Raw genomic sequence first — 25,530 nt, forward strand, 5'->3', positions numbered from 1 at the left:
CTTACATAAAGGATTTGGTTCGGTTGAACGTTTAATCCTACTTTTACAACCAATTCTGCATAGCTTTTTAATTTTTCTTCAAACGTTTTCAAAAATCTCCCTCCATTCATTGTTATTTTATCATGAATTTTTTGAAAAATTGTATTTTAGTAATGAATCGTGGTAGTCCCCATCTTTTGGTCGAGCACCCGTTAGTAACATAAAATATAGACAACAAAATTTAAGTTTAAATAGTTTTTACTTACCTATTGACTTTTTTCTTTTTTTCTTTAGTTTTCTTTTTGAATTTGGTTTGGGTTTTATCCAAAAAAAATATCGATCATACGATTTTTTCTTAAGGATCAGTATCCAAATAAAAGCGAAAACCAGCCATAGCACTTCGGAAACAAGAACGATGAATGAAATAATAGCTATCCAAAGAAAGCGTTTTTCAATGGGAACACCAAACATTGAAAACAAGCCGAAAATCAACACTACTAACAACAGAAATATCATTTTGAATTTCATAGAGACTTTCACCTGTTCATTTTTTCTCTATTTATAATTCTATCTTTTAGATCATATAACCTTTTCTTTTTCAACTAAACTCCCTCTATATAGAAAGGAAAAGCTGCCCGTTCGTTTAACAAGAAAAAATGACCACCGTAGCAATACCTTGTTTAACTCTTTTACAGTTAGCTTAGTAGAAACAATCTTTATAATACTTTTAAAAATCTTTCGAATCATTTTTTCGCCATATATAATCTTACCTCTTGTGGAACAACTATTTGACCTCCTTTACTGTCAATATAGACTGCAATATTATTAAGTATAGCTTGTCTCTTATTGTCACTCAGTCCATGAAAAGGGGAGTAGGAATTAATTAATTTTAGATACCTTTGAGTAGTATATTCATCATCCCATCTGTAAATCTTAGTTACTGGCTTATCAAATAGATTATTTGTACCTATTTCTGAAATCCTAAGATTATGTAGGTCTTTAGCTTCTTCCATCGTTATATAAGAATCAAGCTTAGGAGCATATTTTCGAAAAATATTTCTTATTTGATTTAGCATTTCTGTTTTGGGCTCAATGATTGATGACATATGCCAAAAAACAGCCATTACTCCGTTTTTTTTCAGTAAGTTGTATGCTTTAGGGTATCCAATCTCTGGCTTAATCCAATGAAATGCTGTAGCTGAAAAGATTAGGTCATATGTTTCCTGTTTACCATTGAAATCCTCAAAGGACGTACATAAAGCATTGAAATTTTTATTTTTATAATATTTTTTTAACAAATACTCAACTTGCTTTTCTCCAATCTCTAATCCTGTAATAGAATAGTGATTTTTCACAAAATATTCAGTAGCTTGACCTGGACCTGGACCAATTTCAAGTATTTTTGCATCATTCTTTATCATTGAGTACTCAACAATATCCGTAAACAATTCAGTTGGATAACCTGGTCGAGCTATTTCGTAATCTGAGATTATTTCATTAAAGACATTTTTATTTTCCATTAATAATACACCTCCTCTGCAAGTTTTATTATTTTCCCTATAATTTCAATTGTTGCTATTTAAATCTATACTTTCTAGTTTGAATTGATTACTTTTTTATGGATTATTTTTGTTCTACTAACCTACCATTACTTCAATAAGAAAAGCCGCCGAATTGGCAGCTTGAATCTTAAGCTCTTCATAGTAAATCATCAATGGCTACAGGCATTAAGCCACTATATCCAATCTCTTCTCCCTCGACCATAAGGAAAGGATATAAGCAGTCGTTATGACCATAAAAGCTGCGTAACAGGCTCACTGCCTATATTCGTAAGTGAATGGGAAAAAGTTTTAAAAAAGGTAAATTTATGTTTATTATCCTATAGGCGGAGGATTTTTGCTTTAAAAAATTGGATCAATTTATCCTTAGGATCAACGAGGAAGGAACGAGTATTGGTTGTCGTAGAAGGGGTATTCGGCGGTTGCGCTGCTCGAAAAAATGATCCCTAAGTTAAGAGGTTATAAATTACTGACGGCCGTCCCACTCCGGAAGTAAATACTAGAAGGAAAAGTTTGAAAGTCCGAAAGCATTGGCTTCCGGACTTTCATGATCGAGTCAGCGCTTTAAAGCAGTCAAGCCACCATAGGTTGCTGTCACGAAGAATTTGGACTATTTTATTATTTTTGTCATAGCTTAATCTATTCTCACAGAGGTGGATTTTCAACCCCAAAATGGATCCAATCTTCTTTCGGTGGTCCATAAACTCCAAATGGTTTCAATCCTGCCTGACGCATTAGAACAGTCAGTTGTCCACGGTGATGAATAATGTGCTTGATTAATCCCATTAGTATGGAGGCATTTGATTCTTGCCTTCCAAAAGCCACTTGTATTTGTTTCAGTGAATCATCAGTCCACTGCTCTTCGATCACTTTAGCAGCGTTGACACTTATCCTTTTAAAAGTTTCAGCAATTTCTTTTGCTGAGGTTGGAACGTTTTCCGCATTTTTTCCTTTCTCTATCGTCAACCCAAATTCAGCCAAATATTCTGGAATAGATATGGTTAGGTGCCACGCAATTCTTCCTATATTACGACCTTCTTGATAAACTTGTTGTTTTAGTGAATCATCAGTCAAACCATCTAATATGTTTTGTGTTAATGTAGCTTCCTTGCTCCATTCTTTCATAAAGTCTGAAATTGTAACATACATGTATAATTCCTCCAAAATTCATATTTAAAGATAGATCACGAAATGGTTTTTTTATTTCAGCTTAAATCCTCCTTATTCTTTATCTATTTGTGATTATATATTATAATGGTGACAATTTATGTCACTGTTATCTTTTATGGAGGAACGTATGACTAGAGCAAAAAGATTAAATGAAATGATCGTGATGGTAAATCGAAAAAAAAGATTTACAGTTAAAGAATTAGCACAAGAATTTGGGGTATCAAAAAGAACCATTTTAAGAGATTTACAAGAATTAAGTGGAATGGGAGTTCCATTATACTCAGAAGCAGGTCCACATGGAGGGTATCAAGTCTTAAACGAAAGAATTCTTCCTCCAATAGTATTTAGTGAGGATGAAGCGGTTTCTATATTTTTTGCCATTCATGCACTAAGACATTATATATCTCTTCCTTTTGATATTGAGTATGAGTCAATAAGAAAGAAATTTTATTTAAATCTGTCCGGTGATATTAGAGATACAATTGATAAAATGCAAGATAGAGTTGATTTTGTATATGTACTTCAACAAGAAGAAATCCCCTATTTAAAACAGCTTTTAGATGCGGCCATTCATCAAGAAGTTCTAATAATTAGTTATGAAACAAGAGGAAAGACAAGTTTAAGAAGCATTCAACCGATTGGTATTTACGCAAAAGAAGGAAAATGGTATTGTCCATCTTATTGCTTTTTTAGAAAAGATTATCGAGTATTCAGATGTGATCGTATAAAGTCTGTAGAACATGATGAAAAAAATGGTCCTATTGATTTATCGAATATCAATTTGAAGAATCGTTTTTCAATTCTGAATCACAATAAGGAAACGACAGAACTATATGTGGAGTTAACTAAACATGGAGTAGAAAAATTTGAATCTGTTAATTGGCCAAATATTTATTTGAGAAAAAGGGAAGATGGTTCTGGATGGATAAGGGGAATTATTGCAAAACAGGATATTACCTTTTTATCAACCTACTTTATAACCTATGGAGAAAATGCAATTATTAAAGAGCCGTTTGAATTAATTGAAAGTACTAAAGAAATATTAAACAAAGTTTTAAATCAGTATAAATAATCTCCACAAAAATAAGCGTTCATCCTTCTTGGATCAACGCTCCCGGTAGTTGAACAAGGACGATTCAAATTAGTTGCTCATTATACACACTAATTGGGTGTATTTTCTCTTGTAATAAGTTATTAATTATTTGCCTTATTACACTGGGTTCTCGTAAGTCCTTGTTTTCAAATGTTACAAGTTCATTTACTTTTATCCACTTGCTGTCAGAAATTACATCTTCTTCGAGATTTAGAGAACCTCCTGTAACCTCACCAACAAAATGAAATAAAATAACTTGATTGTTTGTACTACTAACAAAATTATATACACCAGTAGTACCAATTAGTTTTACATCAAACCCTGTTTCCTCTTTAACTTCCCTCTGAGCTGAATAGAGAATGTCCTCACCGTTTTCGACATGACCACTTGGAAAGTTCCACTTATTAATAGCAGTAAGTTTATTCTCTTTTATAATCAAGACTTTATCGTCATTAAATATTGACACACTTGCTACTAAAACAATTCCATCTTGCAACATCTGATCCTCCCAATTCCCTCTTAAAATTACATTTATCTCTATTATACCTGTTATCTTTCTTTCACTAATCTACTCCGTTTGCTCAACAAGAAAAATGACCACCGCAGCGACCCATCCTTAGCCAAAGCCCCCATTACTTTAAGTGTACCACTTCACAAAATTACATCGATTTTAACATATAAACATTGAAACTTTTCTTACTCACATTTCATTTTATATCATATAGAGCACCTCACAGAACAAAAGGTACTCTATCCACACGAATTATTGAATTCCTTGTTATTCGTTTCCGCTAAACTCTAAAATATTTAAACCCTCAGATGCCTCTGGTGCTTCAAAAAATTTAGAAACATGTATAAACACCGCTTCCGTGTCAAAAGCTTCTCTTTCAGGTTGTTCGATACGCCTTTGTGCAATTTGACGTAAGCATTGCTCGTTAGTTAGATTAAGGAAAATTAATTGATGGCTTGCATTGACCTCTGACGCCATATCCAAAAACCACTTTCGCAGTTTTTTAGTGTTACCTGGAAAATCCATCACTACATCGGTACCCACACTTAATATGTTTTGTACATGCTTTTTCACCAACGGTTTGAGCTGCGCTGAGAATTTTAGATAGTCCTCAAATGATACAATCTGATTGGGATAAAGAGATGAAAGCCATTCATCCTCAGACAACAGTACCGCATGTTTATCAATAGCCCATTGTTTGGATTTAGTTGATTTTCCAGCTCCCATTTTTCCACAAAAAAAGTATAGCGTCCCCAATTGTTTCATATCTTTTAACCCCCCGCACTTATTTTAGTTTAAACTTTTTACTTCGTTAGTTCCCATAGACATTCTCTTCTTATTACTATCTAGACGTTAAGATTTACATCAAACTTACTTATTCTACCGATTCCATCTATATTCCTTTTTTTAACAGATCTGCACCATTTGGTTATAATTCGGTGGTCCTAAAAACAATATGGTAAAATGGGAATAAAAACCACTTACGGAGGATGGCTATGATTTGGCTTTTGTTGCTTGTATTTATTTTTGCTTTAGTAATGGGATTTTTCCAGGTTCCAATTTGGATTATGTATAGCGTATTGGCGATCATGATTGTTTTCTTTTTCATCCGAAACCCGCTTGTATTTGGAAAAGATTCCGAAAAGATGATGGCGTACCTAAAAAAATCAAAAGCGCCGCAATTGCAATTCCTGTACCATTTTCTTCAGGGGGACCTGTCGGCGGCAGAACACGAGCTGGGGAATATCCGCTCGAAAAAAGCGAAACAACACTCTGAATTGATGCTCTTAAGGGAAAGAAAAGAATACGGAAAAGCAAAAGATCTCCTTGCAAAAATGAGTGTACATAAGACCAAGTGGTACATGTTGGCGGATATCGCTATTCAGGAAGAGGACGCTGATTCAATCAAACAATATAAAGAGAAGATAAATGACGAGTTTTTTTTAAACATGCTGGAAGTCGATCAAGCTGTTTATGATGGGAAAAAGGATGAGGCGGTTGCGCTGCTCGAAAAAATGATACCTAAGTTAAGAGGTTATAAATTACTGTCGGCCGTCCAACTTCGGAAGCAAATACTTGAAGGAAAAGTCTGAAAGCCTTGGCTTTTGGACTTTTATTTAATCACCACTTTAATTGCCCTTGTTAGCTGTACATGTTCATGCATAAAAACGAGCATTCTTCTTTCTTGGAGTCCTTCTACTTTTCTAGCACTTACGACTCAACTCTTCATTGGATATATCAATTAATCATTCAGTTTAAGAATTATTAAGGAAATACAAAAAATAATCCCATCTCATTATTTGAGATGGGATCATTCATAATTCAATACCTTAGAAAGGTCTACTAAGCGATAAAACACTATCTTTCACAAGCAAAATTATCGTTATCTCTATCCATTTTAGATTGATAGGCTGGATGATCAGAAGGTACGCCACTTTTTTGTTTTAAATAAAAAAGGACGCTCCATAATCGCATGGAAATCATAACCCCATTTATTCACCTACTAAGGCATCACCATCTCGGTCATCCATATATTTATAAAGCCATGAATCTCTCGTAATTGGCATTTTAAAGCCAGCAGCTTTGGCTTCAGCGATCGTAACTTTTCCATTATGATTGGTATCCACCTTACTAACATCTTCATTACTACTAACCGTTTCGTTTGTTGGTACATTATCTGTTTTCGGTGGCGTACTGCTCGTACCTGTCGTTTTCCCTAAATTCTTGTTCACTTCATATGGGTTTACATTGTCAAATTCATCTGTAATGGAAGTCATTGGTGATCCACCACTGCTGCAGCTTCTTTTATTTTCCCAAGAAAACTAAACATGATAGCTTGGTTAAACACACTGTTCACTTTAATAGTGAATTCTAAAATGATAAACAAAATTCCTTTAATAAGGTGACCATTTAACAGTTGACCAAAGACTGGAAAAGCAACACTCCAGAGAATTGCTTCTAACTTATACGTTTTCTTCATAGTATCAATCTTTAAGATTCTGTTATTTCTTGCTTACCTTTTAACTTATCTAATATTTTTATTAAGCCAACGAACCCTCTAATCATAAACAAAGTGAAATTAACACTGGCAAATGTATGGAAAGGTGACCATTTTTTCCATTTAAACAAACCGGTATTCTTTTCCATAAACCATTGCCCAACACTCATTGGTACACTAAAGATCAAACTCTTTAATAAAATTTTACCAAAATTATCATTATACGAGATTTTCACCCATATAACACTTAAAATTGGGAAAAATAACATGTCATAAATAATATTCGTTTTAAAAATTTTCGGAAAAGGACGAACTGGATATTCAAGCTTTTGTTTTCCAACAACATAAGCATCAATTAGAGTAGCAATAACGCCCTTTGAGAAAAAAATCAAAAGATTTTCTCTCATTTTTGGTCCCTTGAATAAAAATGGAAAAGAAGCAATACAGACTGCTAGTAGGAAGTTTAACAATTTTTTCTCCACTTATTAACACCCTCTCATTTGATGTAACACGATATTTTTATATTACCCATAACTAATTTTTAATACCTGTAGCCTCTTTTACTAATTTTTTAAACAAAAACTAACAAAATGGTCCTATGGATTAATGCTTTCAATTCTTCAACCTGCTTCGTTAGCACAAAAAGAAAACGGGATCGCCGCAGCCATCCCAATCTTTAACTCTTGCCCACATTAGTTTAAGTACAATGCTTCACAATCTTGCTATGTATTGCCTTTTACAGCTTTCCCTGATTAAATGATACATCCATTTACCAACTCGACTAATTTATCTAAATGAAACCCATATTAACCTTGAGGTGTTGTATATGCCAAAAAAGAGTATTGTTGATATTTGTTTATTCTCCCTTGCTTTGTGTGTTGTTTTTAGTACACCCACTAACGCATCAAATCATCAACAAGAAAATAATAATTTGTCCGCTGAACTAGAAAGAAGGTTAAATAGCCTTGAGCCTCCTCAACCAATCAATCTTCTCAAATCTCCAGAGCAAAAGGAAACGGAGGGAAAATACCCTTCAAAAACCATTTCTATTTCTGAGGTATTAAGTAAAGGGACAAAAATCCCTTTCAAAAAAATTACAAATGAGCCTAACTATGAAAGACCTGTTTATCAAAAACAATGGCATAGCACCTATGGGGGCGGGAGATGGAGTTATATACCTAGTAGAATTTATTACGCACAACATCGTATATTCCCTATCTATGATATTGGACTTGCGGGTTTATTTAATTTTGGCCATCATCTCGGTATTGGTTTTCCAACATATCAAAATCCAACCGACCTTGACTTATATATGGTTGTCTTTCAAACAAAGGTTACTGAAGTTTATACAAAAGGAAATCAAGTCGTTGTTGTAGGAAATCCACAACGCAATGGAGTTGAGGTTATAACTATTAAAACAAGAGATATACATCCATTTGATTTTAAGAAAATGTTGCTTATCCAACTGGCTACTGACAGGTATGAACTCGATTATTCACTGATTAATTATCAACCACCTGACTTTTGGATAAAACAAACTAATCGAAATCAAAACCTGCCTTGGTGGTTTAAAAATACGCCTAATTAAGCGTATTTTTTCATTTTTCAGGAAGATTCTTATTGAAGTTTCCTGGTTCGTTAGTTCAATAAGAAAAAAGCCACTTTGATTGGCAGCTGGATTCAACTGTCGCACCCGTTAATTTAAGTGCATTTTTTCACATACTTTTTTAAGTTGTTATTGATTTATTACAAAAAAGAGAAGCATTTTTAGCGCTTCCCTCCAGCAGAACATTTACATAAATTTAATACTGTAACACCGCATTGCCTCTAGGCTACCTTTATATTCAAAAATTTCTGCTTCTATTAATTTCCTAACCCTATATTCAAAAAAACTGTCCCCAATATACTGAAGAATATGCCCATACACTTCACCGATTAGTCTTGCACTCATAATAAACCCCTTTTTCTTCCCAATCAACTTCTTTGCTTTTTCAATAATAAAATCATCGAAGTAGTCTTCAGGTACAACTTTAATTTCTTCATTTTCCCATATTCTTAATGTACCAGGATTCGTGGAGAGGTCTAACCACTTGTTTTCATAATGCTTTCTTTCTATTTGAGATAAAATCTGGTTTTCATCTTGGCTATATTTATATATGGTTTGTAATTCTTTTAAAGGGATTTCACCTGAATAAAAGGGTACATATTTCTTAGCCTTTTTTTCGAATAATTTCCTGTACAATGCTACGGTATCAATGATATAAATGTTATTCTTTCGTTCCCGCAACAAATATAGAGTAAAAAGAAGTGCTGTCTGTTCATTTGCATTTTCTGATACCCATATGTAAATTGGAAGTTCATCTGGAATCGATGTTACTTGAGAAATGACTTTCGGCAAACTTTCTTTATAAAATTCAACTTCATATTCATTAGATAGGTTGTTTTTCAACCATTCAAATCTATCTGTTTGTCCCTTTTCGGTATCTAAACTGTATATAGGAGCAATAGAGAAATTTTCGTGGAAAGCTATAATAAACTCTTCTTCAAGAATATTTAATTCCTTTAATGGTTGTCTTAAATATGGGTATCCAAATTGTATATGAATTTTTTTGTAATTACTTTTTCCAAATGGGTCTGAGTCTGTAACTTTTGGATAGAGAATTTCATTAAAGATTTCTTTAAGTTCTTTTACAAACTCAACTAAAGAATTCTCTTTATCCTCTAACAATGCAATACTATAAAGAATAAATTGCAAGTATGACCTTACTTCCTGTTCTGGCAAGTCCTTTACTTTATTCTTTATATCGTAGAGAATATCCATCTAAAAACTCCTTCTATAATCAATTAAGAGCATTAATCATAAATTAAAATTGTACTTTTGAAGATATTTTCTCCAAATACTCTTAAACACTAACCCGTCAGTTAGTGGAACAAGAAAAAAGAGCTGCCGCAGCACCCCTTTGTTATACGAATGCACCCGGTAGCTTAAGAAGACGATTAGAGACGCTATCCATTTTTGGAAGGAAGAACTTCTCCTTCCCATTCACAATGAAAACAATCGATTCCCCATCCATTAACTGGTACAACTAATTCATTATGTTTTCCTTTATTAAAAATTAGGCTTGAAAATGATTTAAGATGAAATGATTCATCAATTAGTTCCTTACCACAATTAGGGCAAAACTTTGGTTTCACATTACCTAGCTCCATTCTTTTTTATATCTAGTTTTTGTTAAGCTAAACTGACCTGTTAACGATTATTTACTTAATTGTTTATCAAGGAAAGCTTTAAAGGAGTTTTGTGCTTTTGAATTGCTAATCAACCTTTTATTAGATATTTACTTTGCAAAAACTTCCTCACCCGTCTATTGACGAAAAACAAACGGTGATACTTTTCATCATTATATAACTCATTGAACCAGTTATATTTTCTTAATTCCTCAATATGCTTATCTACTTTCTTTGTATTTAAAGAATCATCTTGTCCGACACTACCAAGCAATCCCGCAATAATCTCAAAAATCATAAAAAGGTCTCCTTGGTGCAAAATATGTTAGTATATTTTCTCAAAACTGCACAACGTTTATTAAAGTAAACTGCCCCGTTTGTTTAAGTGTATTTTTTCACAAACTTGTTCATTTTCCATTATTGTAGAAATGCTGTTGCCCTGTTTGTAGTATAAAGCAAAAAAAGCTACCAAAGGCAGCTAAGACAAATATATTATTGTAAACACTTTTTAATATCATTGATAGCTTGTAAATGTATTCCTTCATGGAAGATGGTTCGAATTAACACTTGTTCGATTGTTCGCATCCCCATTTCAGTAGGAGGATACTCTTCTTCCAAACGATGTCCATAGTTTTCCATCAACTTGAACGGTTGTTCTTTCAGCAATTTCTTTAGTTCTATATAAGAGGGCGTTTCCGCTGAGAAATGAACTGGTGTTGTACCATAACTAAACCAATTACGAAAAATATCTGGGACCTCTGTCTTCTCCTTTGTTAAAGCCTCAATCCATAGGTATTGGTCCAAATAAATATGTCCCATATTCCATCTAATATTATTATTAAACTTATTCGGGACTATTTCGGCTGCATCTGCACTTATTCCGTTTAAACTATCTAAAATTTCTTTTCGGTAAGTTTCTAACTGTTTGAAGAGAATTATATGGCGTTCTTTCATTTTTTACTCCTTTCAAATAATTGGATTTTTATCCCTTATATTTTATAATTCGCTCGTTCCGTCAATTTTCCTTCTTGAGCTATCCTGCCCCGTTACTTCAATAAGAAAAAAGGACCGCAGCACTTACGATCCTTCTTAAACTCTTGCACCTGTTAGCAGAAAAAGCCCCTGTCCTGCTCTTTTTAATGTTTAGCGGGTGTATTTATCCTCGAAACGATAAAAGCCCTCTTGGGATTCTTGTGGGCTTACTTTAGGTTTGTGCGAAATAGGATTGCTTTAGATTTAGCTACAATTTCTTGATTATCGTTATAAATCGAACACTCCGTATGAATTAAAGTTTTGCCCTGTTTTTCAATTTTGGCATTTGCCATCAAGTATGTACCAGTAGCAGGTTTCAAAAAAGAAACATTTAAATCAACGGTTACAGCTTGTTGTATACCATCTTCATTTGCTGGTAACAAGTTTGATACGGCTACATCAGCCAATGAAGAAATGATACCACCATGTATAACCCCTGCACTATTAATGAATAGGTCCTGAACTGGCAATATAATTTGCAAATTATTATCATCAAGCTTTTTGTATTTCAAACCTAAAAATTCGTCAAATGGCTGTTTTATAAACATCTCATACACCTCTTATATATTTAATTTAACGCTACATTACATATTTTTTTAAGTTCTTAAACAATCCTGCTCCGTTACTTCAATAAGAAAAGCCGCCGAAATGGCAGATGGGATCTTAAGTTCTTGCACCCGTTACTTAAATAACCTATTAAGATAGAACATTCTCAAAGTGTTCAACTATTGGGAACGGGTCATAGAAATGATGTAGTTGCTTTTTCCATTCTTGATACTATTTCGATTGTCTAAATCCAACTGTATGGTCATCTAATGTCTCCCACTTCACCAACAATAAATATTTCCCCTTAACTTCCATACAACGTTGTAATTCGTGAGATATGTAGCCTCTCATTGATGATATAATTTTTGATGCCTCTCGAAATGCTACCTCATATTCCCCTTCCATACCTTGCTTAACTTGTAACATTACAGCTTCTAAAATCATTTATCTCCCCCCTTTTTATACTGTTACATTGACAACTCCCTGCAGCTAACGCCACCTTTAGTTGAAGTACTTTCCTTTCTTAAATAAGGTCAATCATCATTTTAATCGCACTGACTACCACTTCTGGTTCATCATTTTGTATATAATGAGCACTGTTTTCAGCAATCACCAATTCACCATATGAAGATATTTCAAGGATTTTTCTTTGCATTTCATTCCATAACTCTTGTGATTCCTTAGAATAATGAGCCTTCTTACCAGCTGATAGAACAATTAATGGGATATGTAATTTAAGTCTAGTTTCTTTTAACTGCTTTAGGCTTTCCATAAATTCATCATAATTGCCTTCAAGAACGAATTGCTTGTTGTATGCTTCTTGAAATTCTTGTGACATCGTTGGGAGAAATCTTTCTCTGTAATCTTCAGGAGTAGAATCAACTAAGATCAATCCACAAACTTCATTTGGATACTCAGTTGCAAACATACGCATATTAACTCCACCAAATGAATGGCCAACTAATATGTAAGGAGGTTGAATCTTAGCTTTAATCAGAAGCTCCCTCAATTCTCTTACCATCTCACGGCTAGTTCTGGGGTTAGAACCTTTTTCGCTTTTTCCAAGTCCTGCTCTATCATAAATTAGAATATTAGAGAGTATTGAAATATCCCCAATTACTGAATCCCAAGCCTTTGAAAAATCCCCATATCCAGCGTCCATTATGACTGTTGGCTTGCCGGTATTTTCTCCAACTAATTTTGCATATAGCTTACAATCACTTATTTGCACAAACATTTCTTTAGTCATTTAGACCATTCCTCTCATTTTCCCTAAACCACGGGACCGGTTCTCCCGGTTTATCATAACACCTTAAAAAAATAACCACCAGAACCGTCCCCATGGTCCCTCTTATGTAATATACCTTAATAAACTATCAAAAGAGTGGATCTCAGCTTTACTAAATATTTTTTCCATCATAATCTATTAAAACTGAATTCCGATTCATGGTATTTGAAAAATAAACGGAAAAATTCCGGTTAAATTGGGAAATACTCAAATTCCATTAAAATAAGGGAAGTTTTTCCGCTTATATTATCCAAACAGTTGGATTTCGTCTTATTTAGAGCAGTTAATCGGAATTTTTCCGCTTATATCTGCTTCTTTAGCTTCCTGTTGATACAATAGCCCGAAATTATCCGCCTATGTTCCCCAACCTACACGAAAATCAATGAATACTACAAGAGCCTAAACATTCCTGAAAACGTAATTGGTTTGACACAATAAAAAAACACTACAAACAGGTTTATTTATATACCTGTTCGCAGTGTTTTTTATTTTAAATTCTGCATTAACATTTCGTTAAGACCAATCAAGGCCACTCCAAGAGGATTGCAACTTTCTGAGCAGAACAATTTGGCCGACATGGTATGTATCGTGCATCATGATATTGCTAAGTAAACGCTCAATAGAGTAACTGTTAGGTGCATACGGAGCTGTTAACTTTTCATCATCAAGGTCCGCAATGACCGTTTTTAATTTATTCATGACTTCATGAAGGCGCTGCACTGTCTGGGACCAACCAATTTCGTCTTCTGGATCCCCTGGATTTCCAAAGGTTTCTTCATTGCTTTCTGCATTATGCGGATTCTCTGTGCCCTTAATTCGATGGATCACGTCTTCATTCCAAAATATCAAGTGGTTGACAATCTGCCAAATCGAATTGCTGTTCCCCGAACTTGTCCATGCTGCCTCAGCTGCGGTGACTCCCTGAAGCGCCTGATCCATGGAAGCAAACCACTCATTCTCATAGCAATGCATGTCGAGTTGTTCTAAAAACATTTTGGATACAACTTGCATAAAACCACTCTCCTCTATTAAGTGTAATCTTTCAAAGTTAAAACAATGGACAACCAATATGTAATTACTATTTTATTCTATGACTACTTATTTAAATGATAGAACACTAGTTTTTAAAAGATAACCCTTTTTCCTTCAATGCAGACCTAAGTTTTGGTAAAGAGGCTGGACCCATGCCGTGAAATTTCAAAATCGCTTTTTCACTATAGGATGATAACTCATCTAAAGAAGTTACACCATTGTTCTCCAATGCTCGTCTTGCTTGTGCCGAAAGCAATGAAAGAAATCCATTTTCAGGCTTGCGTTCCTGCTCACAGATAGGACAGGTTATACATTCGCTACTTTTATAATATTTATGGCCTTTGTTACAAATCCTTACATTTTTATTGGGAGTTGTCATATTTAAACGCCTCCTTGCTTTATAAATTCAACACACCCAACAGTTTAATAAAAATCATTATAACTTCAGCTTTAAACCTTCATGTGTTGCTTTAAAACCTAACCTATCATAAGACCGTAAAGCATCTGGTCTTTTTTTATCCGTTTTTAGTTGTAATAAATGACAACCACGTTCTTCTGCACGTTGAATTGCCCATTTTATGAGTTTAGTTCCTACACCCTTACCTCTTACAGAAGTGGATGCTCATACCGCTCCCGTTTACTTCCCAAAACATCATCAGCAAGCATGGCAACAATAGCATCTAAGTCTTTTTCAGTAGCCTCCCTAAACCTTATATCTGTCTCCATTAAAATACCCCCTTTAATTAGTAAACCTTACTTTCAAATGCTGACTGAATTTCCACTATAAGGTAATTGTAATTATTTTATGTATTCTAATAAGATTCCCTTATGTAGCTGCTAGATATTCTACTTCCATTTACTTCAACAAAAAAGGCACTAATCCTGCTTGGATAGAGCCGGTTAGTTCAATAAGACACTCTTTTGTTCAACAATTTGAATGACATTTTAGAAATTAATAGCTTTTAATCACCAAATGCAAATATGCTCTCTGTTTCGCAAACTACTTCTCCATCAACTGTAGCTATGCCTTTGCCTTTTCCAATAGGCCCTTTTAATCGTATTATTTCAACCTCAAGACGGAGTTGGTCTCCTGGTTTTACTTGCTGTTTAAATCTGCATTTATCTATACCTGCTAAAAGCCCTAATCTTCCTTGGTTTCCTTCTTTAGTTAACATGACAACTGCACTTACTTGGGCTAATGCCTCTACAATTAATACGCCTGGCATAACTGGATAATTGGGGAAGTGTCCGTTAAAAAAGTCCTCATTCACAGTCACATTTTTAATACCAACTGCTCTTTTTCCCTCTTCTAATTCCAAAATTCTATCCACTAAAACAAATGGATAACGATGTTAAATAACTTCCTTAATTTTTTGAGTATCAAACATCATTAAAACCCTCATAACAATAATATTTTGAAAAAATCTATTTATTGCTATATTTTGCCACTTGGTATTAATAGTTGATACTAAAAGAGTGAGCTTATTTAACTATACTGCACCATTAGCTTAAAAAGAAAAGGGATAGCCCGCAGCTATCCCCATCTTTAACTCTTGAACCCCGTTTGTTTAATAATAAAACATTATTTTTTTACAATCGGTATATAAATATCAAAATGCGGATCATTTGGATCATGATCAACTGGATAATGTTCATGTTTAATCGGCATATAAGGATCATAGTAATCTACACCAGCTTCTCTAAATGCTGTATAGTCACTATCAAATAACCATTGATGTAAATCCGTATAGGTCTTTTGTATATCTTCTCCTTTATTATGTGTCGTCTTCACATACGTCCATTCAGGAACCCATATTTCAATCATCCCATCAGGAATCTCCTGCTCTTCACTCACTTCATACACCGCGTAATGTGCGAATCCATTCTCAATTATGTGATAAGATAGACCTAATTGAACATTAGGATTCACCTTATTCTCTAACTCATCGGCACGATCTTCAACTTGTTGAATGACGTTTTTTAAATTCGGTACAATTTCAGAGAATGTTCCCTCCCATTTTAATCCTACTGTCCGATAGGCCGGTAACGTTATAATTTTATAACTCAATTTATTCCCTCCATTTCTCCTAAAGCGTCATAAGTTCCTTTTTAACAATTTTCGCTATCTATGGGTAATTTACCTTCTTTCACTAAACTGCTCTGTTCGCACAACAAGAAAAAAGCCGCCAAATATAGCGGCCTTTCTTCATTTTTGTTTTATATTTGTATATAGCCTTGTTTACTCACCTACTAGTCCATCACCATCTCGATCGTCCATATATTTATAAAGCCAGTGATCACTCGTTATTGGCATGCTATAACCTGCTGCTTTTGCTTCTTTAATCGTCACTTGTCCATTACCATCTGTATCAACACTAGAAATATCTTCAGTGCCATTCGACTTATTAGAACTAGTTGGCTTATTTGAGTTAGTTGATTTACTTTCAGTTAAGCCTAGAGATTTATTTATCTCATCAGGGTTGCCGTTATCAAACTCATCTACAATCTTATTCCCTTTTAAAGTGTAAGTGTACTTATAATGAGAAGGAATCTGCGTTTCCGTATTAGGATATGTGATAATTGCTTCAAAATGAGTAGCCCCACCAGCTTTACGAATGGCATCTTCCATATATGCTTGATCACCATGTCGGTTAAGCGTACTGTCTTGTGGAGTAATATTGTAAGCATTAGATACCCCTCCGAGAGAATCTGCAATGATATGTCCTTCATCTAAATCTGCTCTTTCTACACCAGGAACTTTTGCTTCATCTTCGTAGTATCTGCCAGACGATGTTACAGGTTCGATACGATCATCTTGTAGAACGATTTCTTCAGCAATGACACGGACTACTTGCCCGTGTTCATTCGTAAAGGACCAATACTCTCGGTCCCCAAAACCAATGTCAACGACAACGTTAGGTTCTCGATGTCCAGACAAATCACCACCATCAATTTCAATTAGTTTGTAACCTTTAAACAATTGATCATTTGATTCAGTTGATGTTTCCTCTACCACTTGTTTTTCAGTAGTAGTTTTTTCTTTTTCACTATTTTTTGTAGTTACTTCTTGTGAATCAGCTTTCCCATCAGTATTCGATACTTCTTCTACGTTAGTACAACCAACTAGTAAGATGGCAGTTAAAAGTAAGATTAAATAGTTTATTTTCTTTTTCATTTTAGGGCTCCTTATAGTATTTTTTACTGGATATTCTAGAAATCTATGATTAAAACATAAACTAACATTGTAAACCTATTTATAGTAGTATATTAACATATTAATTTTATTACAGTAGATACTTAGTTCGAAGTATGTAGTGTTAAATTACAATAAAGATTAGTAGAAGTCGTCCATTGCACTGAAAAAGGCACAATTCCAATTCAAGAATTGCGCCCGATCGTTGAAGATTGTTATTTAATTAAAGCCCCTATTAGCTTAAGTACATTTCTTCATATTCTTTTATAAAAATTAAGAATTGAAAGTTCAGCTATTGTCCAATTAAGTTATAACGCCAATTATTGCACCGCATAAAGCCTCCTGGAGGATATTCAAATTCGCATTCAGAGATAAACTGAAAGTCAAGCTTCCGACAAATTGTATTAGAAGCAGGATTATCAATCGATGGGAATGCGTGGATGTATTTATATTTGTTCTCACTAGATGCTTCTTCAATTGCTAACTTTACCGCTTTTGTAGCTATTCCTTGCCCTTGATAAGAGGGTAGAACGCTCCATCCAGTTTCATATACACTTTCATTATTCCAAGTAGTTTGCCAATAACCTACAGAACCTACTGGTTCTAATTCTGGTAACAATTTAATGCTGAACATACGTCCTCTATTACCCAGTTCAAGATATCGTTTATGTCGCTTCAAAATCTGCTTTTTACTCTCTGGACCTCCAAGATGCTGCATCATTTCTGGAGCGTTTATAAGAAAAAGTAAATCAAGGTCATTATCCTCCCAAGGCTTTATCTGAATGATATGGTTACTTGCTTCCAAATTGTAAATTGTAATACTCCCCCTCACTGAACCGCGCTTGCGCTATTAACGCACATGGCTCAAACATATAAAGGTTTTTCATCTATTAAGTTCACCAGTCGCTTCTTCCAATCTTCAATGTGTTGCAATCTCGCTGCCTCTTCTGCACCAGAAGGGAACAAAAACGGTTCTAATACTGTCATTCCACAATAGAAAAGCTTCTCGTGTTGAATGTTAAATAATCGTTCTTCAACTTTGCCCTTGATGCCGGTTTCACCATACTCCGAGAGGTCATCCGCTCCATGAGTTACCGATACAATAGCACTCTTCCCTTTTAATTTCCCTTCTTTATATCTCCCTGGACCGTATGCAAAGTTGTATGAGAAAACTCGATCAAACCAGCCTTTTATTATCGCTGGTGCGTCAGTCCACCACATAGGATATTGAAAAATAATCAAATCTGCCCAGGTTACTAGTTTTTGTTCTTCGACAATATCAGCTGAGAAAGTGTTATTTTTCAATGCGTGAAATTGTTCGGAAATATAATTAAAACGGTCTGGATTTCTAAGGAAAAGGAAGTCATCTTTATCAGCAACTGCTTTAAATTTCTTTTTGTATAGATCTGATACTACTACCTCATGACCGTTCTGTTCTAGTATATCTACTGCTATATCTTTAAGTGCACCGTTCAACGATTGACCATCTGGATGGGCAAATACGATTAGAACTTTCATTTTTCCAACCCCACTTTACTCATACTTAAACGCCATGGTAAAACCATGGGGACGGTTCTAGTGGTTTTTTAATAGTTTAGAAGTGACGAACTCTTAGAGCGAAAACACTTGAAGAGAAAGAAAACCGGCAGAACCGTCCCCCAGGCCCCCCGCTTCCTCTTTTTTCCTATATATTCGGTACAAAAGTGATCAAATCCTTCTTAAAATAACCTGCTCCGTCCAAATAAGAAAAGCCGCCAAAATGGCAGCTATGATCTTAAACTCTTATTCTATCAGTAAAGAAAAAGATTCATAAATTATAACTTCGCACCACACCACGGACAACGAAAACCAAGGGGAAAACCAAGGGGAAAACCAAGGGGACGGTTCTCTTGGCTCTAATTTCAATCTTGATAAAAAACCACCAGAACCGTCCCTATGGTCCATTTATTTTTTTAAAACTGGAATCCAAATTTCGCAGGTCACAGATGGTGATGTTAAATCTTTGGTTTTGATTGACAAGATTTCAGGTCCTTCTGTTACTTGATAATTGGAAGACGGAAACCACTCTGAATAAATCCTTCCCCAAGTTTCTTGTAGCGTACTAGGAAAAGGTCCTGTTGATCCAAAAATCGCCCAGGTTAAGGCAGGAACTTCAAGTTTTGCAAAGTTATCAGGGCATTCTTGTGTTGTTGCTACACCTATATACTGATCAAGCTCTCCTTTTTCTTCCATGCGTCCTTCAGAAAAGTTGGTAGATGCTTGAATCATCCCTTTAGGTTCAACATTAGAGAGTTTTTTTAACTGATCTATTTTTTCCATAGTCAAGGATTTCCACATTGCTGTAATTTCCGGGTTTTCTCCTTCAAAAATAATGGGAACTCTTTTCATGATACCAACTATGTTAAATGCCTCTTTTTGTTCCATTCGGTAATTCATTTCATATCCTCCTCTAATGGATAATTGAAAGGTCATTAGTGGATATGCTTTTAATTGCTGTCCATTGTTTCTTGCCTCTGATGGTGTTACACCATGTAAAATTTGAAAAGCTCTAGTAAACGAGTCCGGCGAGCTGTATCCATATTTCATCGCCACATCAATTATTTTTATATGACTATTTATAAGCTCCAATGCTGCCAAGCTAAGTCGTCTACGACGGATGTATTCTGATAATGTAATACCTGCAAGAAATGAAAACATTCTTTTAAAATGATATTCAGAACAATGAGCGATTCGTGCCACCACTTTGAAGTCTATTTCGTTAGTGAGGTTATCCTCGATATACCTCATTGCATCATTCATGCTCTTAAGCAAATCCATTATATGACCTCCTTTCATCCATAGAATAACAGGATTTGAATGTGACCGTCCGACATAATGTGCACCATTTTGTCGGTATAATCCTAGCTTTAACTGTTAACACATGAATAACTTTAAATTCCTTCGATTAAAAATTCTTTAATATACCCCTTCAATTCCTCTTTTACTTCTTCCACTGACTCATCAAGAAGTTCACCGATAATCTTGCTTCCAGGCATGTTTTTTGAAATCGGCATTCCTAAGAGAGTACGTTCACATTCCCAAGTCCGTTCAATACGTAAAAAGGACAATAGCTCTATAACTAAAAATCAAAATAGACTAGACTTTGTGTTTTTTAATTTATTTTCAAACTTTTCCAGTACCTTTTTTCTTTCCTGATAACTTTCATCACCAGCTTCCTCCCATAGAGCTTGGTCTGCACCTTTTTCAATTAGCTGTAGAGCCTTTTTTTTAATCGAAGTGGTCAGTGCCTTATGTCTCATTTGAAGACTTGCGAGAGAAATCAACAGAATTGATTCATCTGCCTGTTTATCTTCTTCATCATCATATTCAAAAAATTCCTCCTGCCACGTTTTAAGAATGATCTTTGTAGCTTTTCTTGGAATTACCCCTTCATCCATCAGTTCATTCCATTCATCTTGGATATCGTAAGATAAATCATCTTCCCATAAGCCAGTACCCCAAGCACCCATCCTTTTGCCTCCATCCCTAATAATCGACCAGTTCGATGTTGCGTATTTATTTCAACATAAATAAGCGTTAATCCTTCTAGGATCAACGCACCCGTTCGTTCAACTACGAGTCAATCTCCTTTAATCCCCTCGACGCTTTAGAATAACATCCTCAACAAATTGTTTGAATTTCTCTTCGGCTTCAGAATGAAGTCTTACGGTAAAAAGTAAAGTATCCTCTGGGTGGCCCTCTTCCTCTGAATCATCCTCAAAAAAATGTCCCACATTCCTTTGTCATTTTTGAATCCAATAGCTTCTATGTATTCATCTTTTTCTTGGATGTAAATTGGGAACGGTTCAGGATTTTCTTCATTTTCATTCATTAAAGCCCCCATATATTTTGAATAAATCTATTTATTGCTTTCTTTTATCACTTAGTATTAATAGTTGATACTAAAAGAGAGAGCTTCTTTAACTATACTTCCCCTTTCGTATCAGAAACCGTTCAAACTCATTGTGAATAATCAACGTCAATATTAATAATGGGATTGTATTTCTTCTCGGTCACCGCCATAATTCTTGCAATCTCCGGATTTGTTCCCATCGTATAGCGTTCAACCTCAAAAAAATTCAATACCACTGACATTATAGGCATGTTTGATTCTTGATTGCATTTCTGTCTGACCCTTATACTCAAATTTATCAGCTTTAATTCCCATACCAGCGAGACATTGGCTTAACCCTTTAAAGTAATCACAATAACTAGCAGGAAACAGAGTCATAATTTTGGCACTGCCTTCAATAAAAATAATTTCCACCCGACTGTTACCATAAGAATAAGACACCGCAGGAACCGCTAAGACAAAAATCTCTACATTTATTAAGCGTATAAACATTCAAAAAAATTACACTTTTGGAAGAATATTTTTTTTGAAAGTAAAAAAAGAAGGCAGAGTCTACCTTCTATTTTATTGGGCTTTTTCGTTGCCATCATATTTAAGAACCATTTCTTTTTCTATATGGCTGGCACGTATGCCAAAACGTGGCTTCAATGGATCTACTTTTTCTCCTAATAAAATCTTTAAAGCGAGGTATGGAAAGTTGATGCCTGACAAACAACTGATATGCATCCCACCGCTCATTCGTGGATTGATTTCAAGCAGCTTAGGGATACCTTTGTTATATTTCACCTGAATGTTAAACACATATGGCAGTTTATATTCATCATGGAATTTATGCGCGATCTGAATAAGCTCTAAGCTTTCAACTAACTCCCTTACACGTCCCTCCCCTTTCATACGTGGTATGGCAGCATACAACCTCTCATCGGAAGCAAGACAATCGATACTGTATTCTCTGCCTTCTAAATACTCCAATACCATTAACTCAGGGAAAGTCTCCTGCTGACTTAATATTTCACATGCATACTCATATGGAATCCTGTGGCCTACACCCTGATAAAGTAGCTGCTGGATGGACTCGATCTGATCCTTAACCACCCGGAATCCATTTGCCCCCTCACCGATTACCGGTTTAAAGCACACTTGATGACCCTTCTCTCTCAATGTTGCATATGCCAGTTTAAACTCATCAACCGTATGGACTACTTCATAATCAGGTATGGATACGATAGGGTTATTACGCGCTATTTCTCGATATGCAGCTGCTTTATTATCCATTGTCTCCATAAGCTTTGCATCGGAACAAACTAACACCTTCACCCCTATAACTTCAAAATTAGCCAACCGTTTTGATATAAGGACATTCTCTTTTCTAGGAATGAAAATATCAATGGCATGTGTTTGACAAAAATCTAGACAAAAAGCTATATATTCATCCCCAGATATATCAGGCTCGACAAAGGCATAATCACAATTTTGTAAATATAGCGCATCCTTATTGGGATGTGTTCCATATATGATAAACCTTCGATTTTCCTCGTTTGCCCGAATCATATCAATATAATGTGATACTGTTGTAAACCATCGATTAAACCAAATTTTCATCTGAATCCTCTTTCATGTTGTAGTTAAGACTTTTTCCATTATGTGCTAATAGAGGTCATTTTATAAGTTTTATTATGTTGAAATATCGATTGGTTTTAATAGACTAAGCTTTTTAATCGATTTAACCTGGTCGCAAATTCGTAAATGGCTTCCATATCTAAATGAGATTGGTCGGTCGTAATTCCATCTACTTTTTTAACGACCTTTCTTTCAAAAAAATTCATTTTAGATACAAGAAGTTCCCCACCAAACAATCCCATGGCTACAGAATTTTTTCGTAAATCCTGTGGGAAGGCATCATTGAATTGTTGAATGGCGGTTTCTCCTTCGCGGAAACAACATAGGAAAAGTCCTACATTTTTTTCTAATAGCACATCATGATGCTTTTGAATAAATTGTTTGATTTTTCTTTGAATGGCACCAGCATGAATCGAACCACCGATAATAATGGTATCAAAGTTGTTAAGATCGAAAATGGTTTTCTCTCTTTTCAAATCAACTGATAAAATCTCTCCTTCGATGTGTTCACTTAATAATCCTACTGCTTTTTCTGTAGTCCCATGGGATGAGCAATAAACAATTAAAGTCTTCATGTCAATTCTCCTCCTTCTTTCATTACAAAAAAACCAGCCATAAATAGTGTAGACAGGCTGGATGTATATATATCACCTCTATTATAAATCCATTTAGAAAGTCGCCTTCGTTTAAATATTGGCAATATTAGTACAACTGGCGAATATTTATGGTGTCAGGCACCAATGAACGTCTTTTTCCATCGGCGAATAAAATAGTATCAATACTATGTGAGGTGGAAAAAATGCAGTTTCCATTGATTTTATCCGGGCCGATTGTTCGTCGAGTGGAACCGACCCGTGCTTATATTTGGATTGCAACAAGCAAAAGAGTTCAAATAGAACCAGATTTTTTTCAGGTAGAAAAAGGGAGTGAGCCCCATTCCTTTCTGTATCATAAACTTGATACCGATTGTGAGCCGATGAAAGTGAAGATCGGCAAACAACTTTTTGTCTACTTAATTAAGATTACCCCCCAAAATGAATCCTTTCCCACAGATACCTTAATTGGATATAATTTGCGATTTAATGATGATTCTAGACTTGATGATTTGGAGAGTCTTGAATTACTTAATTCTAATCATCCAGGCTCCCTTGTGTATGGGAATCTTAAATACCCAACTTTTCAGATTAAGAGTGGTCAGAGTTCGAGCCATATTTTATATGGGTCATGTAGAAAGTTGCATGGCGATGGTGAAGATACTCTTGCTTATGCCGATTCCATCATTGATAAACATCATGCTAATGTCCAGAACCGTCCTGACTCGCTATTTCTCATGGGAGACCAAATTTATGCTGATGATGTTGCCGACCCGCTCTTTGGTGTGATTTCCAAGATTAATAGTGAATTAATAGGGAAAAGGGAACCTCTCAATTATTTGGAAAATCGCATGCATCAAGAACCATTTCGTACCTCCCTTGATCAGGTAAACGGCAGACAATTTATAATGGAGACCTTTTGTCAATTCACCTCTTCACATGCACAAAACCATTTAATTGAATTTGGTGAGTTTGCTGCAATGTACTTATTGTCCTGGAGCCCCGAGATTTGGGATATCGCACAATCCAATCATTTTTTTGAAAGCTTTGACGAATTGGAAAAAAGGAAGCTAATTCATTTCGTTTCTACTAATGAAAAAGGCGATTCTAAAGATCATCGATTCGAACGTAACCAACTTTTAAATCGTTTCAATGAACAGCAGGAAGCACTAGTGTCTTTTCGCGCATCTCTTAACCGCGTAAGGAGACTGCTTGCAAACATCCCTACTTACATGATTTTCGATGACCATGACCTAACTGATGATTGGAACATTTCCGCAGAATGGAAAAAGAACGTGTCGGAATCACCACTAGGCAGACATGTCATAGCAAACGGACTTTCAGCTTATTGGGCTTTCCAGGGCTGGGGAAATGACCCTGATAACTTTGATCAAAATTTTATCGAGTTAATGGGGTCGTATTTTAAAACAATCAGGAAAGGAAGCTTTCATTCATCCACACATGAAAAATGGGGAAACAGTCTTTGGCAGTTTCATTCGTGGCATTTTGTCGCACCATCCCATCCAAAAGCTGTATTTTTAGATACTCGTACTCAACGGGAATATACTACAACTCCAAAACTAGTAAAATTGGGGCATATCATAAAGGAGACAACAGCATGTCCCCAGCTCCTAAGCGATCAAGGATGGGTAATTGTATCAAACAAACTGTTGTCTAGTAGTTGGAAGATGCACACTCCTTTATTAATTGTTTCCGCTACCCCTGTTTACGGGATGGGCCTGATTGAATCCTTTTTGCATGATTATGTCTATCCTTTCCAGATAATTGGAGTAGAGGTGAGAACGTCCTTTGATTTTGAGGCTTGGAAGTATAACGGAGAAGGCTTTACCAAGCTTTTATACCAAATGGCAAAATGGGAACCATCTGAGTGTATTTTTTTATCAGGAGATGTACACTATGCTTCCGCGGTAAAAGCAACGGTTACTTTTCCAGATGGAAAGACCCTGCCTATTCATCAATATACCAGCAGCCCTTTTAAAAACATGAGCTTTTCTGGTATTTGGGGCGTGCTTATGAAAGGAGTGATAAGTTTCAATTCTATTAAAAGGAAAAATAAAGATATTTTCCGGATTTGTGACACGTCTTATACCATCAGCCATGTTGACAAGGAAGATGATAACAAGCCATTTTTATGGAAAGATCAATTACGTTATCAGTTTTTAGAAAAGGGGTCAATCATTGAACCGAATAACAATCTTGGACTCGTTTCTATTTCCTCTCATTCTATTACCAATGTCTTAATTAAAGAGTTACCTGAAGAAAACAAATAAAGTGAA

30 protein-coding genes and 4 pseudogenes are annotated in these 25,530 nt (G+C 35.2%); 4 read left to right on the plus strand and 30 right to left on the minus strand.

Annotated elements, in window-relative coordinates; genetic code table 11:
• Window positions 1–722 precede the first annotated feature (722 nt).
• Entirely contained in the window at window positions 723–1,499 is a 777-nt protein-coding gene (locus AC3A54_RS06255; RefSeq protein WP_487653792.1) for a class I SAM-dependent methyltransferase, read from the minus strand.
• Window positions 1,500–2,183: 684 nt separating this feature from the next.
• Window positions 2,184–2,687 (minus strand): DinB family protein, encoded by a 504-nt coding sequence (locus tag AC3A54_RS06260; RefSeq protein WP_487653793.1) that lies wholly within the window; start codon window positions 2,685–2,687, stop codon window positions 2,184–2,186.
• Window positions 2,688–2,835: 148 nt separating this feature from the next.
• Here AC3A54_RS06260 and AC3A54_RS06265 point away from each other — a divergent pair, with 148 nt between their 5' ends.
• Window positions 2,836–3,780: a helix-turn-helix transcriptional regulator gene (locus tag AC3A54_RS06265; RefSeq protein ID WP_487653794.1), complete on the plus strand. Its 945-nt coding sequence runs from the start codon at window positions 2,836–2,838 to the stop codon at window positions 3,778–3,780.
• 64 nt (window positions 3,781–3,844) lie between these two features.
• On the opposite strand, the gene AC3A54_RS06270 is transcribed toward AC3A54_RS06265, so the two are convergent.
• Window positions 3,845–4,300: an NUDIX hydrolase gene (locus AC3A54_RS06270; RefSeq protein WP_487653795.1), complete on the minus strand. Its 456-nt coding sequence runs from the start codon at window positions 4,298–4,300 to the stop codon at window positions 3,845–3,847.
• A 279-nt stretch (window positions 4,301–4,579) separates the two neighbouring features.
• Window positions 4,580–5,077 (minus strand): P-loop nucleotide/nucleoside kinase family protein, encoded by a 498-nt coding sequence (locus AC3A54_RS06275; protein WP_487653796.1) that lies wholly within the window; start codon window positions 5,075–5,077, stop codon window positions 4,580–4,582.
• Window positions 5,078–5,307: 230 nt separating this feature from the next.
• Between AC3A54_RS06275 and AC3A54_RS06280 the strand changes: the two genes are divergently transcribed.
• Complete coding sequence (locus AC3A54_RS06280) at window positions 5,308–5,904, plus strand: hypothetical protein (RefSeq protein ID WP_487653797.1); 597 nt, start codon at window positions 5,308–5,310, stop codon at window positions 5,902–5,904.
• Between the two features lie 265 nt (window positions 5,905–6,169).
• On the opposite strand, the pseudogene AC3A54_RS06285 reads toward AC3A54_RS06280, so the two are convergent.
• From AC3A54_RS06285 to AC3A54_RS06300, 4 genes and pseudogenes are all read right to left on the minus strand, one after another.
• Window positions 6,170–6,256, minus strand: a pseudogene (locus AC3A54_RS06285) (excalibur calcium-binding domain-containing protein); the annotation flags it as partial.
• Between the two features lie 47 nt (window positions 6,257–6,303).
• Window positions 6,304–6,588, minus strand: coding sequence for a hypothetical protein (locus AC3A54_RS06290; protein ID WP_487653798.1), 285 nt, complete (start codon window positions 6,586–6,588; stop codon window positions 6,304–6,306).
• A complete protein-coding gene (locus AC3A54_RS06295; RefSeq protein ID WP_487653799.1) occupies window positions 6,585–6,791 on the minus strand; it encodes a hypothetical protein in 207 nt (68 codons plus the stop codon). The genes AC3A54_RS06290 and AC3A54_RS06295 overlap by 4 nt, the downstream gene beginning before the upstream one ends.
• A gap of 11 nt (window positions 6,792–6,802) precedes the next feature.
• On the minus strand, window positions 6,803–7,291 hold the full coding sequence (locus tag AC3A54_RS06300; RefSeq protein WP_487653800.1) for a CBO0543 family protein: 489 nt from the start codon (window positions 7,289–7,291) through the stop codon (window positions 6,803–6,805).
• Between the two features lie 344 nt (window positions 7,292–7,635).
• Here AC3A54_RS06300 and AC3A54_RS06305 point away from each other — a divergent pair, with 344 nt between their 5' ends.
• A complete protein-coding gene (locus AC3A54_RS06305; RefSeq protein WP_487653801.1) occupies window positions 7,636–8,397 on the plus strand; it encodes a hypothetical protein in 762 nt (253 codons plus the stop codon).
• 204 nt (window positions 8,398–8,601) lie between these two features.
• Here AC3A54_RS06305 and AC3A54_RS06310 read toward each other — a convergent pair whose 3' ends face one another.
• The 22 genes and pseudogenes from AC3A54_RS06310 to AC3A54_RS06415 form a co-directional block, all read right to left on the minus strand.
• Window positions 8,602–9,630: a DUF1835 domain-containing protein gene (locus AC3A54_RS06310; protein ID WP_487653802.1), complete on the minus strand. Its 1,029-nt coding sequence runs from the start codon at window positions 9,628–9,630 to the stop codon at window positions 8,602–8,604.
• A 185-nt stretch (window positions 9,631–9,815) separates the two neighbouring features.
• Window positions 9,816–10,004 (minus strand): hypothetical protein, encoded by a 189-nt coding sequence (locus AC3A54_RS06315; RefSeq protein WP_487653803.1) that lies wholly within the window; start codon window positions 10,002–10,004, stop codon window positions 9,816–9,818.
• Between the two features lie 124 nt (window positions 10,005–10,128).
• Window positions 10,129–10,335: a hypothetical protein gene (locus AC3A54_RS06320; RefSeq protein WP_487653804.1), complete on the minus strand. Its 207-nt coding sequence runs from the start codon at window positions 10,333–10,335 to the stop codon at window positions 10,129–10,131.
• Between the two features lie 194 nt (window positions 10,336–10,529).
• Window positions 10,530–10,991, minus strand: a complete 462-nt coding sequence (locus tag AC3A54_RS06325; RefSeq protein ID WP_487653805.1) for a DinB family protein — start codon at window positions 10,989–10,991, stop codon at window positions 10,530–10,532.
• 245 nt (window positions 10,992–11,236) lie between these two features.
• Window positions 11,237–11,617, minus strand: a complete 381-nt coding sequence (locus AC3A54_RS06330; RefSeq protein ID WP_487653806.1) for a PaaI family thioesterase — start codon at window positions 11,615–11,617, stop codon at window positions 11,237–11,239.
• 148 nt (window positions 11,618–11,765) lie between these two features.
• Window positions 11,766–12,059: pseudogene (locus tag AC3A54_RS06335) on the minus strand (antibiotic biosynthesis monooxygenase family protein).
• Between the two features lie 79 nt (window positions 12,060–12,138).
• Window positions 12,139–12,864, minus strand: coding sequence for an alpha/beta fold hydrolase (locus AC3A54_RS06340; protein WP_487653807.1), 726 nt, complete (start codon window positions 12,862–12,864; stop codon window positions 12,139–12,141).
• 552 nt (window positions 12,865–13,416) lie between these two features.
• Entirely contained in the window at window positions 13,417–13,914 is a 498-nt protein-coding gene (locus tag AC3A54_RS06345) for a DinB family protein (protein ID WP_487653808.1), read from the minus strand.
• 106 nt (window positions 13,915–14,020) lie between these two features.
• On the minus strand, window positions 14,021–14,314 hold the full coding sequence (locus tag AC3A54_RS06350) for an RNA polymerase alpha subunit C-terminal domain-containing protein (protein WP_487653809.1): 294 nt from the start codon (window positions 14,312–14,314) through the stop codon (window positions 14,021–14,023).
• A 57-nt stretch (window positions 14,315–14,371) separates the two neighbouring features.
• A pseudogene (locus AC3A54_RS06355) lies at window positions 14,372–14,661 on the minus strand (N-acetyltransferase family protein).
• Window positions 14,662–14,897: 236 nt separating this feature from the next.
• Window positions 14,898–15,323 (minus strand): annotated as a pseudogene (gene fabZ, locus AC3A54_RS06360) (3-hydroxyacyl-ACP dehydratase FabZ).
• 194 nt (window positions 15,324–15,517) lie between these two features.
• Window positions 15,518–16,003, minus strand: a complete 486-nt coding sequence (locus AC3A54_RS06365; protein ID WP_487653810.1) for a GyrI-like domain-containing protein — start codon at window positions 16,001–16,003, stop codon at window positions 15,518–15,520.
• Between the two features lie 171 nt (window positions 16,004–16,174).
• The gene (locus AC3A54_RS06370; protein ID WP_487653811.1) at window positions 16,175–17,110 is read right to left on the minus strand and encodes a DNA/RNA non-specific endonuclease; all 936 of its coding nucleotides are present in this window, start codon (window positions 17,108–17,110) and stop codon (window positions 16,175–16,177) included.
• Window positions 17,111–17,420: 310 nt separating this feature from the next.
• Window positions 17,421–17,960: a GNAT family N-acetyltransferase gene (locus tag AC3A54_RS06375; protein ID WP_487653812.1), complete on the minus strand. Its 540-nt coding sequence runs from the start codon at window positions 17,958–17,960 to the stop codon at window positions 17,421–17,423.
• A 32-nt stretch (window positions 17,961–17,992) separates the two neighbouring features.
• Window positions 17,993–18,646 (minus strand): NAD(P)H-dependent oxidoreductase, encoded by a 654-nt coding sequence (locus AC3A54_RS06380; protein WP_487653813.1) that lies wholly within the window; start codon window positions 18,644–18,646, stop codon window positions 17,993–17,995.
• A gap of 426 nt (window positions 18,647–19,072) precedes the next feature.
• Window positions 19,073–19,945, minus strand: coding sequence for an AraC family transcriptional regulator (locus tag AC3A54_RS06385; protein WP_487653814.1), 873 nt, complete (start codon window positions 19,943–19,945; stop codon window positions 19,073–19,075).
• Between the two features lie 113 nt (window positions 19,946–20,058).
• Window positions 20,059–20,235 carry a hypothetical protein gene (locus AC3A54_RS06390; RefSeq protein WP_487653815.1) on the minus strand — a complete coding sequence of 59 codons (177 nt, stop codon included), beginning with the start codon at window positions 20,233–20,235 and terminating at the stop codon, window positions 20,059–20,061.
• A gap of 18 nt (window positions 20,236–20,253) precedes the next feature.
• The gene (locus AC3A54_RS06395) at window positions 20,254–20,637 is read right to left on the minus strand and encodes a MarR family transcriptional regulator (RefSeq protein ID WP_487653816.1); all 384 of its coding nucleotides are present in this window, start codon (window positions 20,635–20,637) and stop codon (window positions 20,254–20,256) included.
• Window positions 20,638–20,831: 194 nt separating this feature from the next.
• Window positions 20,832–20,999, minus strand: coding sequence for a hypothetical protein (locus AC3A54_RS06400; protein WP_487653817.1), 168 nt, complete (start codon window positions 20,997–20,999; stop codon window positions 20,832–20,834).
• Window positions 21,000–21,236: 237 nt separating this feature from the next.
• A complete protein-coding gene (locus tag AC3A54_RS06405; protein WP_487653818.1) occupies window positions 21,237–21,512 on the minus strand; it encodes a hypothetical protein in 276 nt (91 codons plus the stop codon).
• A 72-nt stretch (window positions 21,513–21,584) separates the two neighbouring features.
• On the minus strand, window positions 21,585–22,622 hold the full coding sequence (locus tag AC3A54_RS06410) for an ATP-grasp domain-containing protein (protein ID WP_487653819.1): 1,038 nt from the start codon (window positions 22,620–22,622) through the stop codon (window positions 21,585–21,587).
• A 95-nt stretch (window positions 22,623–22,717) separates the two neighbouring features.
• Window positions 22,718–23,215, minus strand: coding sequence for a flavodoxin domain-containing protein (locus AC3A54_RS06415; RefSeq protein WP_487653820.1), 498 nt, complete (start codon window positions 23,213–23,215; stop codon window positions 22,718–22,720).
• Window positions 23,216–23,439: 224 nt separating this feature from the next.
• Here AC3A54_RS06415 and AC3A54_RS06420 point away from each other — a divergent pair, with 224 nt between their 5' ends.
• Window positions 23,440–25,524, plus strand: coding sequence for a metallophosphoesterase family protein (locus AC3A54_RS06420; RefSeq protein WP_487653821.1), 2,085 nt, complete (start codon window positions 23,440–23,442; stop codon window positions 25,522–25,524).
• The last annotated feature ends 6 nt before the right edge of the window (window positions 25,525–25,530 follow it).

The organism is Neobacillus sp. Soil_C_43, assembly GCF_057656715.1.